Source organism: Pseudomonas capsici (assembly GCF_017165765.1).
Classification (GTDB): domain Bacteria; phylum Pseudomonadota; class Gammaproteobacteria; order Pseudomonadales; family Pseudomonadaceae; genus Aquipseudomonas; species Aquipseudomonas capsici.
Genome location: NZ_JAFGZD010000005.1, coordinates 1 through 11,802, shown reverse-complemented (window position 1 = coordinate 11,802; position 11,802 = coordinate 1). Strand labels below are relative to the sequence as shown.

The 11,802-nt window shown below is 60.8% G+C and carries 10 protein-coding genes; 8 read left to right on the top strand and 2 right to left on the bottom strand.

The window, feature by feature from the left end; all coding sequences use genetic code 11:
• Positions 1–6: 6 nt before the first annotated feature.
• Positions 7–972, bottom strand: a complete 966-nt coding sequence (locus tag JSY17_RS08250; protein WP_206400714.1) for a glucokinase — start codon at positions 970–972, stop codon at positions 7–9.
• A complete protein-coding gene (gene edd / locus JSY17_RS08245) occupies positions 969–2,795 on the bottom strand; it encodes a phosphogluconate dehydratase (RefSeq protein WP_117181484.1) in 1,827 nt (608 codons plus the stop codon). Before edd ends, JSY17_RS08250 begins: the two co-directional genes overlap by 4 nt.
• Positions 2,796–3,014: 219 nt before the next feature.
• On the opposite strand from edd, the gene gap reads away from it, so the two are divergent.
• The 8 genes from gap (at position 3,015) to JSY17_RS08205 (ending at position 11,634) form a co-directional block, all read left to right on the top strand.
• A complete protein-coding gene (gene gap / locus JSY17_RS08240; protein WP_200979925.1) occupies positions 3,015–4,016 on the top strand; it encodes a type I glyceraldehyde-3-phosphate dehydrogenase in 1,002 nt (333 codons plus the stop codon).
• Between the two features lie 95 nt (positions 4,017–4,111).
• Positions 4,112–4,630, top strand: coding sequence for an RNA polymerase sigma factor (locus tag JSY17_RS08235; protein ID WP_117186376.1), 519 nt, complete (start codon positions 4,112–4,114; stop codon positions 4,628–4,630).
• Positions 4,631–4,704: 74 nt separating this feature from the next.
• The gene (locus JSY17_RS08230; protein WP_206400712.1) at positions 4,705–5,670 is read left to right on the top strand and encodes a FecR family protein; all 966 of its coding nucleotides are present in this window, start codon (positions 4,705–4,707) and stop codon (positions 5,668–5,670) included.
• A gap of 124 nt (positions 5,671–5,794) precedes the next feature.
• Positions 5,795–8,365: a TonB-dependent receptor gene (locus tag JSY17_RS08225; protein ID WP_206400711.1), complete on the top strand. Its 2,571-nt coding sequence runs from the start codon at positions 5,795–5,797 to the stop codon at positions 8,363–8,365.
• Between the two features lie 129 nt (positions 8,366–8,494).
• Positions 8,495–9,109 (top strand): biliverdin-producing heme oxygenase, encoded by a 615-nt coding sequence (locus JSY17_RS08220; RefSeq protein WP_117181479.1) that lies wholly within the window; start codon positions 8,495–8,497, stop codon positions 9,107–9,109.
• A complete protein-coding gene (locus tag JSY17_RS08215) occupies positions 9,106–9,567 on the top strand; it encodes a YbaN family protein (RefSeq protein ID WP_117181477.1) in 462 nt (153 codons plus the stop codon). Before JSY17_RS08220 ends, JSY17_RS08215 begins: the two co-directional genes overlap by 4 nt.
• Before the next feature lie 110 nt (positions 9,568–9,677).
• Positions 9,678–10,034 carry a DUF5064 family protein gene (locus JSY17_RS08210; RefSeq protein ID WP_117164375.1) on the top strand — a complete coding sequence of 119 codons (357 nt, stop codon included), beginning with the start codon at positions 9,678–9,680 and terminating at the stop codon, positions 10,032–10,034.
• Between the two features lie 97 nt (positions 10,035–10,131).
• Positions 10,132–11,634 (top strand): sigma-54-dependent transcriptional regulator, encoded by a 1,503-nt coding sequence (locus JSY17_RS08205; RefSeq protein ID WP_117197376.1) that lies wholly within the window; start codon positions 10,132–10,134, stop codon positions 11,632–11,634.
• Positions 11,635–11,802: the final 168 nt, after the last annotated feature.

Sequence of the window (11,802 nt, the reverse complement as noted above, 5' to 3'; positions counted from 1 at the left end):
AGCGGATCAGAGATCCTTCCCGAACGCCTGCTGCAATGCGACGCCCGCGCCCATCAGGCCGGGGTACTCGGCAGTGACCAGCCACACCGGCAGGCCCTTGAAATAATCGCTCATCACGCCTTTTTCAGCGAGTGCGCGCTTGAAGCCGCTGTTGCTGAAGAAGTCGACGAAGCGTGGCACCACGCCACCCACGATATATACCCCACCCAGGCCGCCCAGCGTGAGCACATTGTTACCCACCACCCGGCCCAGAAACACACAGAACTGATCCAGAACCCCTGCCGCCACCGGATCACCCGACAGCGCTGCCGAGGTAATGGCAGCAGGCGACTTGAGTACCGGCTCGATATCGTCCAGCGCACAGCTGACCTGATACAACTGCAACAGACCCGCACCGCTCAGTACCGTCTCGGCGCTGACATGTTCGTGCTCGGCCATCAGCCGGGTCCACAGCAAGGCTTCACGGGCCGTACCGATCGGCAGATCCACATGACCGCCCTCGCCGGGCAGGGCCATCCAGCGGCCTTCGCCGGTACAGATCAGGGTCCCGACTCCCAGCCCGGTTCCCGGCCCGACCACCACACGCGGGCGATCCGGCTTGCCGATACCGTGGCAGATGGTCAGGTATTCATCGTCACGCAGGCGGGTCATGCCCAGGGCCATGGCCGTGAAGTCGTTGATCAGCAACAACTCATCAACCTTCAGGTCGGCGCAGAACTTCGAGCGACTCAGTTGCCAGTTGCTGTTGGTGAAATAGAATTCATCGCCATCCACGGGGCCGGCCACGGCCAGACAGACAAAGCCGACATCGCCACGTTGCAGGTCAAGATCCTGCAGGTAGATTTCGATGGCTTGTTCCGGCCCGGCGTAATCGGCGGTGGGGAATACCCGGATCGAATGCAGTTTGTCTTCTTCCCAAATGGCAAAACGTGCATTGGTGCCGCCAATATCACCGACCAGAGCCAATTTCACTTGAGCGTCTCCAGAGTAGAAGTAAAGGCGCTGGCGCCCTGCTCCGCCGAGCTGAAGGCCATGCGCATGAAACCGAACAGTTCACGACCGCAACCGACACCGCTGTCGAGCTGAGAGACGGCCGGTTGTCTGGCTCCCAATTCTGACGCCTCGACCAGAACTTGCAACGTGCCTTTCACGCCATCGACGCGAATCACGTCACCATCCTGCACAAGAGCCAAAGGGCCACCATCAAAGGCTTCCGGGCAGACATGAATCGCCGCCGGGATCTTGCCCGAGGCACCGGACATCCGCCCGTCAGTCACCAGGGCCACCTTGAACCCGCGATCCTGAAGCACGCCCAGGAACGGCGTCATCTTGTGCAGCTCAGGCATGCCGTTGGAGCGCGGTCCCTGGAAGCGCATCACCGCAACGAAATCCCGCTCCAGCTCGCCGGCCTTGAAGGCGTCGGCCAGATCCTGCTGATCCTGGAAAACCCTGGCCGGGGCTTCGACGATCTGATGCTCGGGTGCCACGGCGGAGACTTTCATCACGCCACGCCCCAGATTGCCCTGCATGACCCGCAGGCCGCCTTCGGGAGAAAACGGACGCGCCACCGGGCGCAGAATGCTTTCGTCCAGGCTCTGCAGCGGACCTTCGCGCCAGACCAGCTTGCCATCTTCCAGGAAAGGCTCCTTGGTATAGCGGCTCAGGCCATGACCTGCCACAGTGTTGACATCTTCGTGGAGCAGACCGGCCGCCAGCAGTTCGCGGATCAGGAACGACATGCCGCCCGCTGCCTGGAAATGGTTGATGTCGGCCTTGCCGTTGGGATAGACGTGGCTCAGGGTCGGCACGACTTCCGACAGGTCGGCCATGTCCTGCCAGGTCAGCTGGATACCGGCAGCCTGGGCAATGGCCGGCATGTGCAGGGTGTGATTGGTCGAACCGCCCGTGGCGTGCAGGGCTACGATCGAGTTGACCAGCACCCGCTCATCGACGATTTCGCCGATGGGCATGAACTCGCCACTCTGTTTGGTCAGACGTGTGACCTGCTGTGCGGCTTCGACGGTCAGCGCATCGCGCAACGGCGTGCCCGGGTTGACGAACGACGCGCCCGGCAGATGCAGGCCCATGACTTCCATCAGCAACTGGTTGGTATTGGCGGTGCCGTAGAACGTGCAGGTGCCCGGACCGTGGTAGGACTTCATTTCCGAGTCCAGCAGTTGCTCGCGGGTCGCCTTGCCTTCGGCATAGCGCTGGCGCACATCGGCCTTTTCCTTGTTGGAGATGCCCGACACCATCGGCCCGCCGGGGACGAAAATGGTCGGCAGATGGCCGAAACGCAAGGCGCCCATCATCAGGCCGGGCACGATCTTGTCGCAGATACCGAGCATCAAGGCGGCATCGAACATGTTGTGGGACAGCGCCACGGCCGTAGACATGGCGATCACTTCGCGACTGGCGATGGCCAGTTCCATACCCGGCTCGCCCTGGGTGACACCATCGCACATGGCCGGCACACCGCCGGCGAACTGCCCGACCGAACCAATGTCACGCAACGCCTGTTTGATCACGGCAGGAAAGGCTTCGTACGGCTGATGCGCCGAGAGCATGTCGTTATATGAAGAAACAATTGCGACGTTGGCGGCGTTCATCATGCGCAGGCTCTGCTTGTCCTCGGCACCGCATCCAGCCACACCGTGTGCGAAGTTGGCGCACTGCAGCTTGCCGCGCATCGGGCCGTCGCTCGCTGCGCCGCGAATCAGTTGAAGGTAGCGCTGACGGGTTTCGCGACTGCGAGCGATAAGACGCTCGGTTACCTCAAGAATGCGGGGATGCATGTGATGAACTCCAGGCTAACGTCTATGGTCACCCGTAAAGACCATGCCAGCTATCGGGATGCTGCGCCAGCGCGCAAAAAACCTGATCTCGATCAACTGAAGCAGCCTTCCAGGCTTGTAGTTGTAGATAAAACAAAATATTGCCACTAAAAATGCTTGTTTTCTATTTTTATGAGAATAATCTTGTAATTCCAACAACAATTCTTGAAGGACGACTGTATGACTATTCGCATTGCAATCAACGGTTTTGGCCGGATCGGCCGCAACGTCCTGCGCGCACTCTATACCCAAGGCTACCGGCAAGACCTGCAGGTCGTCGCCATCAACGATCTGGGCAATAGCGAGATGAACGCTCATCTGCTGCGTTTCGACACAGTGCACGGCCCGTTCGGCGGCACCGTCGAATGCGACAGCGAAAGTCTGACAGTCAATGGTGACCGTATCGCTGTCAGCGCTATCCGCAACCCTGCCGAGTTGCCATGGAAAGCCCAGAACATTGATGTCGTCTTTGAATGCACCGGTCTGTTCACCGACCGCGAAAAAGCCGCCGCGCACATCAGCGCCGGGGCCAGGAAAGTGATTATCTCGGCTCCCGCCAAAGGCGCGGACGCCACCATCGTATACGGCGTCAACCACGACACCCTGCGCCAGTCGCACCAGATCATCTCCAGCGCCTCCTGCACCACCAACTGCCTGGCACCGGTCGCTCAGGTACTGCATCGCGAGCTGGGCATCGAAAGCGGCCTGATGACCACCATTCACGCCTACACCAATGACCAGAACCTGATCGACGTGTACCACACCGATCCGTACCGCGCCCGTTCGGCCACTCACTCGATGATCCCGAGCAAGACCGGCGCAGCCGAAGCCGTGGGCCTGGTCCTGCCGGAACTGGCGGGCAAACTGACCGGCATGGCGGTGCGCGTACCGGTGATCAACGTTTCGCTGGTGGACCTGACCGTCAATATCAAGCGCGAAACCACCGTCGAAGAAGTCAACGCGCTGCTCAAGGAAGCCAGCCAGCACTCCAGGATTCTGGGCTACAACACCCTGCCGCTGGTTTCCCACGACTTCAACCACAACCCGCTGTCGTCGATCTTCGACGCCAACCACACCAAGGTCAGCGGCAAGCTGCTCAAGGTGCTGGCCTGGTACGACAACGAGTGGGCGTTCTCCAACCGCATGCTCGATAACTGCCTGGCGCTGCATAACGCCCAGTGACCGCCAAGTATTAAGAAAAATACAGAAAGCCGACTTGACCGAATATGTGGATGATAAGCATTATCATCCACTGATTTTCCCGGTCGGATACGTTCGTGTCGCAATCGCACTTCAATGACATATTTGTCGCTCAACGCGAGGTGCTGTTGCGAACCTTGCAAGGCATGGTGGGCAATCACAGTACCGCCGAAGACCTGCTGCAGGAAACCTGGTTGCGTGTCTCCCGCGCCCTGACCGAACGCCCTATCGATCATCTGGAACCCTTCGTCTATCAGACGGCCCGCAACCTGGCGCTGGATCATCTGCGCTCGCGTCGCATCCATGGCCGCACTCTGGTCGAAGATGCCCCCGCCGAGCAGGTCGAAAGTGTCATCGCGCAACTCAGCACGCCCGAAGATGCCACCCACGCCAAACGCCTGCTTGAAAGCCTCAGTGCCACTGTGGGTAAACTCAGCCCGCGCCAGCAGAAAATATTCACGCTGAGTCGCCTCAACGGCTGCAGCTATCTGGAGATCGCCGAACAACTGGACATCTCCGCGAGCACCGTACAAAAAGAACTGAAACTGATCATGGCGATCTGCGTGGGAGTCGTGGCAAGACTGGAGCTGGCTTGACCGGGCCTGAATGCTGCCGCAGGCTGCTATCCCCATTGATGCACATGATCGAACCGAAGTTGCCGAGGAACACCGTGGCCTTTAGAACAGAACGTCCGCAGTCGCTTGCCCAGGATGTGCTGAGTGACAGCGCAATGGATCAAGCCCTGATCTGGCTGATCGAACTGGAAGGCGCAGACCCTCGGCAGCAGGAGCGTTTCGAGGCCTGGCTGCTGGCCGATCCTGCCCATGCCCAGGCCTTCGAGAAGGCGCAGGCGATCTGGAACTCGCAAACAGTGCAACACGCGGCGGCGACTTTGCAGTCGCCGCGCAAGCCTTCGGGATGGCAGCGACTCCGGCCACACTGGAAACCTCTGGCCATGGCCGCCGTGCTGCTGTTGGGGCTGTTCAACTTCAGCGACCTGCCGCTGCGCATCCAGGCCGATCATCTGACGGTGGTCGGCGAACGCCAGCGCCTGGAACTGGCCGACGGCTCGAAAGTCCTGCTCAATACCGACTCGGCCTTTTCCAGTCATCTGGACGGCAGCCAGCGTGTGGCCCACCTTTATCGAGGGGAAGCCTACTTCAACGTGGCCCTCGACCCGAACGTGCCCATGGAGATCGAAGCCGGCCCGATCCGCATGAGCGCCAACAGCACCGAGTTTTCGGTGCGCTACCTCAATGGCGAGGCGCGGGTTCAGGTCCAGCGTGGTGCGCTGGACGTCAGCGCCATACGCGGCGACTCCCGGGTCAGCCTTGGTGCGGGCGACAGTGTGCGCGTAGGCCCGTCGGGCTTTGCCCGCCGGGAAAGACTCGATCCGGCCAGGGATCTGGCCTGGGTTCAGGGCCGCCTGATTTTCGATAACAGCCCCCTCGGTGAAGTGCTGGCAGAATTGCGACGCTATTACCCCGGCTGGATCATCAACACCAACCCGGCACTGGATCGCATTACCGTCACCGGCAACTACAAGCTGGATAATCCTCTGAACGTGGTGCGCTCACTGGCGCACATCACCTCAGCCAGCGTGCATGAGTTGCCATCGGTCGTGCTCATCAACTGATCGGCAAAACTTTTTTTACGCACTCGTCCTCCCTCGTTCGTCTAGTCATAGCCAATGCAACTGATTCGTATTAACAGTCAGGCGCACAACACTATAACCAGCAGTACGTCAGGGAGCGCCACAGATGTCATCCTCGTTCACTCACACGCGCAAGCGGTTCGCACTTTCGCTGCTGACCGTGGCGGTTTTCAGCGCCGGCATGCAGACAATGCCCGCCGTCGCCGCGACCGAAAACGCGCCACAGGCACGGGCTGCCGGTACGTACACGTTCTCGATTGCACGACAACCGCTGGTCGCGGCGCTCAATGAGTTCAGCCGTGTCACCGGCTGGCAGGTCGGCATGTCGTCGGACCTGGCGCAGAATGTCGTCTCCCCTGGCGCCAATGGCAATCTGCAGCCCGCCCAGGCTCTGGAGCGCCTGCTGTCGGGCAGCCAACTGAGCTATCGCAACCTGGGCGACAACACTGTCGTGCTGGAAAAGCGCGTCTCCGGTGTCATCGCCCTTGAACAGACCACCGTCAGCGCCACGCGCCAGGAGCAGGACATCGCCTCGGTTCCCAACACCGTCAGCGTGCACACCCGCGCCGAACTGGACCGCCAGAACGTCAATGACATTCGCGATCTGGTACGCAACGAACCGGGTGTTTCGGTGGGCGGCGCAGGCCAGCGTGGCGACACCACCGGCTACAACATTCGTGGCATCGACGGAAACCGGGTCCTGACCCAGGTCGATGGCGTCGAGGTGCCGGACAGTTTCTTCACCGGCCCCTTCGCCCAGACCCGCCGCAATTATGTGGACCCGGAAATCGTCAAGCGCGTCGAAATCCTGCGCGGCCCGGCCTCGGCGCTGTACGGCAGCAGCGCCATCGGTGGCGTGGTCAGTTACTACACCCTGGACCCGGAAGACATTATCAAACCCGGCAAAGACGTCGGCGCGCGCCTGAAAACCGGCTACAGCTCGGCCGATGAAAGCTGGCTGACCTCAGGCACCGTCGCCGGTCGCCAGGGCGATTTCGACGCACTGCTGCACCTGAGCCAGCGCGAAGGTCATGAAACCGAGTCCTACGGCAGCACCAGCGGCACCGGTCTGACCCGTACCGAAGCCAACCCGGAAGACCAGCGCGCAAAGAATGTGCTGGCCAAGCTTGGCTGGAACTACGCCGACGACTCGCGCTTGGCGCTGACCTACGAAAAGTACAAGGATGATCGCGACACCAACCAGCTCAGCGCGGTCGGCGGGCCGTTCGGCAACGGCGTCGGGGTTGGCATGTACCGCGGTCGCGCCACCAACGACACCATCACCCGCGAGCGCTTTGGCATCGAACACACTTTCGCCCTCGACAGCCTGCTGGCCGACCAGGCCAAATGGAGTCTGAACTACCAGAACGCCAAGACCGAGCAGAACACCGAAGAACGCTACTTCCCGTTCAGCCGTGACCTGTTGCGCACTCGCGACACGCTCTATCAGGAAAAACAGTGGATCTTCGATGCTCAGTTCGACAAGGCCTTCGCGATTGCCGATACCCATCATGAACTGACTTACGGCACCACGCTCAAGCAACAGAAAGTCAACGGGCTGCGGACCGGCAGCGCCATCTGTGCGCGGGTGCTCGGCGCCTGTACCGTGGCCGGAGCCACCAGCCCCGTGGCCAGCGACAACCCGGTGCCGACCAGCGACTTCCCGGACCCGACCATCACCAGCTATGCGCTGTTCGCCCAGGACCAGATCAGCTGGAACGACTGGACCTTCATGCCTGGCCTGCGTTACGACTACACCCGCCTGAAGCCGAAGATGACTGAGGAATTCCTCAACTCCGAAGGCCTGGACGATCCAAGCGGCGGCAATAACAAGGACCGGACCTGGGACCGGGTATCGCCCAAATTCGGCGTGATTTATGCCCTGAGCGACGAATACACCTGGTACGGCCAGTACGCCGAAGGTTTCCGCACACCGTCGGCCAAGGCCTTGTACGGCAGCTTCGAAAACACCACGACCGGTTATGTGGTCGAGCCCAACCCGAACCTGGAACCGGAAAAGAGCAAAAGCTATGAAACCGGGCTGCGTGGCCGCTTCGAGTCCGGTTCGTTCGATGTCGCCGTGTTCTATAACAAGTACCGCGACTTCATCAACGAAGACGGTCTGGCTGCCGGTTACGACGAACTCACCTTCCAGTCCTACAACATCAAGCACGCCACCATCAAAGGTGCCGAGGTCAAGGGCCGTCTGAATCTGGACAGTTTCGGGGTGCCGCAAGGCCTGTACACCCAAGGCTCGATTGCCTACGCCCAGGGCCGCAACAACGACACAGGCGAACCGCTCAACAGCGTCAACCCGCTGACCGCTGTATTCGGCCTGGGCTACGAGCAGGACAACTACGGAGGCCTGCTGAACTGGACACTGGTCAAACGCAAGAACCGTGTGGATGACAGCGAATTCCACGAGCCGGACGGCTCGACCTCTCAGTTCCGCACACCGGGTTTCGGCATTCTGGATCTGACCGGCTATTACAAGGTCACGAACGACGTCACCGTCAATGCCGGCCTCTACAACCTGACCGACAAGAAATACTGGCTCTGGGATGACGTTCGCGGCTACGACGGTGTCGGTGAGGCAGGTGCGACCGCGCCGGCCAACCTGGATCGCCTGACCCAGCCGGGCCGCAACTTCAGCGTCAATCTGGTCTGGGACATCTGATTCCGGTCGCGACCGGCCCCCAGTGGAAAACACGCCATCGAGCCTGATCGGCGGCGTGTTTTTTTACGCTATGGAGGCTGGCCATTCGTCTATTCAACAACGCCCTCTCATTTTGCAAGGAAGAACCTGATGACAATCGAGCAGATTCGCCCTGCCCTGCGCTCCCAGCGTCTCAACCAGATTACCCATGCGCCTCACGAGCAGCTCGACAAGGCGGTCAAGGCCCATGCGCCTTTTGAAACCCTGGAAAGCTACAAGCGTTTCGTCGTCGCCCAGTACCTTTTCCAGGCAGAACTGCAAAGCCTCTACAACGACCCGGCGCTGATCCAGATCATCACCGACCTGCCCGCCCGCTGCCGGGCCGAACAAGCCAGGGCCGACCTCGCGGACCTGAACACCGACATTCCTCGACCCGTCGCCGGTGCCGTGCAGAATCCGGCCAGGGCCGAAGCACTGGGCTGGCTGTTCGTCTCCGAAGGCTCGAAACTGGGTGCGGCCTTCCTGATCAAGCGCGCCGTCGCCCTGAACCTCAGCGAAAGCTTTGGTGCCCGACACCTGGGTGAACCTGCCGGTGGCCGTGCCGAAGGCTGGAAAACCTTTATCCGCACTCTGGACGGCCTGGCCTTCAGTGCCGAAGAAGAAGCCCAGCTGGATCGGGGTGCCATCGCGGCGTTCGAGCGCTTCTCGGTTCTGCTGCAGCACGCTTACACCCATGCACCACGACTCGAACAGGTTCAGGCATGAAAAAGCGCCCGGTGCTGTTAAGCTGGCCGGGCTCTATGAACCTGCCTGTAGTGACCATGACCTATAAACCGCCCGGCTCCAGACTTTCCCGCTTTCTGTTTGGCATCCTCGCGTATGTCAGCCTGGGGATAGGCATTGCCGCCATATTCATCCCCGGTCTGCCGACCACCGAGTTCATTCTGCTGGCCGCCTGGGCCGCGACTCGCAGCTCGCCGCGCCTCAATGCCTGGCTGGAAAACCATCGCGTGTTCGGCCCGCTGCTGCGTAACTGGCGCAATGGCCGGCTGGTCACGCGCAGCGCCAAGATCAGCGCGACCATCAGCATGCTGGTATGCGCCATCCTGATGCTGAGCCTGCTCAATCATGTGTGGTGGCTCTATCTGGCAATCGCGGGCATGGCAATGGGCAATCTGTGGCTCTGGTCCAGGCCCGAGCCGGCCCGTGATCTGAATCAGTAACGCAAATGTGTCACAGGGCTATGCTGTCGGGTGCCTGTCAATGGTGCTGAACCCCGGCCTATGGGTCGGGGTCTACCCGTACACTTCCCTTCTCCGACGGAGCGACCGCCATGTTCGAGCCAGGTCATCTGCACATCACCCATGCCGCCCTGCAGGGCACGGGTTTCAGCTACGACATCCACATCCATTACGAAGTACAGGAAGACCCGAAGGAAGGCACTTCCATGCACTTCACCATGCAGGGCGAGATCAACGGCAAGAGCTTCACTGAAGAATTCAGCCTGCCACGGGATCTGGCTTTCAACTTCGCTCACGATGCGGGCCGCATCGGTATCAAATACGGCCTGCCCAATCGTGCCGCCATGCCCATCGACCTGCACAAGGATTACGACAGGATGTTCAACGACATCCGCGAAAAACTGCATGCCAGATCCGGCGAGCCCGTGAAGCCCGAACATCTGGAGTAAACGCCTTGTGGGAGGGGCCCTGGCCGCGACGACGTATCAACAAACACCCCGGCAAGGCATACTTGCCACCCTCGCAGCCCAGAACCCATAACGTCCCATGCGTATCCATGTCTGCTTCATCGACCGCGTCGGTATCACCCAGGAAGTGCTGGCCATCCTGGGTGGACGCAATCTGAATCTCGATGCCGTGGAAATGGTACCTCCCAACGTTTACATCGATGCGCCGACCCTGAGCCATCAGATGCTCGAAGAGCTCAAGGATGCGCTGTTCCGGGTGCGTGGTGTAGAGGCCATCACCGTGGTCGATATCCTCCCCGGCCAGCGCCGCCATCTGCAACTCGATGCCCTGCTTGCCGCCATGACCGACCCGGTGCTGGCACTCGACAGTGCCGGGCACGTGCTGCTGGCCAACCCGGCGCTGATTGCCCTGATCGGCCGCGAGCCCGAAGGCGAACCCATAGGCGAACTGTTTGCCGATCCGAGCCTGCAAACCACGCTGCTGGAAAACGGTTTTCGCCTGCCCATGCGCGAAGTCACCCTCAATGGCGAAGCCCTGCTGCTGGACGCCACGCCCATCACCGAAGCCGGGGCCCTGCTGACGCTGTACCTGCCCAGCCGGATCGGTGAGCGCTTGTCGGCCCTGCATCACGACCATGCCGAAGGCTTCGATGCGCTGCTGGGGGAATCCCCCGCAATCCGCATCCTCAAGGCCCGCGCCCAACGGGTCGCTGCGCTGGATGCGCCTTTACTGATTCAGGGCGAAACCGGCACCGGCAAGGAACTGGTCGCCCGCGCCTGTCATGCCAGCAGCGCTCGTCATGGTGAGCCCTTTCTGGCGCTCAACTGTGCGGCGCTCCCGGAAAACCTGGCTGAAAGCGAGCTGTTCGGTTATGCCCCCGGCGCGTTCACCGGCGCTCAGCGCGGCGGCAAACCCGGGCTGATGGAACTGGCCAACCAGGGCACCGTTTTTCTGGATGAAATCGGCGAAATGTCGCCGTACCTGCAAGCCAAGCTGCTGCGCTTTCTCAACGACGGCAGCTTCAGACGGGTTGGCGGAGACCGGGAAGTCAGGGTCAACGTGCGCATCCTCAGCGCCACCCATCGCGATCTGGAAAAGATGGTCAGCGAAGGCACCTTCCGTGAAGACCTGTTCTATCGCCTGAATGTGCTGAATCTGGAAGTCCCGCCACTGCGCGAGCGCGGGCAGGACATTCTGCTGCTGGCCCGTTACTTCATGGAACAGGCCTGCACCCAGATCCAGCGACCGGTATGCCGCCTGGCAACCGGCACCTATCCCGCCCTGCTGGGCAACCGCTGGCCGGGCAATGTGCGCCAGTTACAGAACGTGATCTTCCGCGCTGCAGCCATCAGTGAAAGCACGGTGGTGGACATTGGCGATCTGGATATCGCAGGCACCGCAGTGGCCCGCCACAGCGATGGCGAAGTCGGCAGTCTTGAACAGGCCGTCGAGGATTTCGAGCGGGAGTTATTGCAGAAGCTCTATGCCGATCATCCCTCGACCCGGCAACTGGCCGCACGGCTGAATACCTCCCATACCGCGATAGCGCACCGGCTGCGCAAGTACGGGATCGGGAAGTAATTGCTCCCTCACATCAAAAAAGACGCAAGACCATGAATTAAAAAGTTTTTTTCATGGGGTAAAACGCTCTCCGGCGTACATATCCATTATCGGTATGGGCTGGTTCTACCGGTTCCGCCTTTACGGCGGCCCCCTTTGTTTCGGCAAAGGGGGGAAACCATGGGCTCC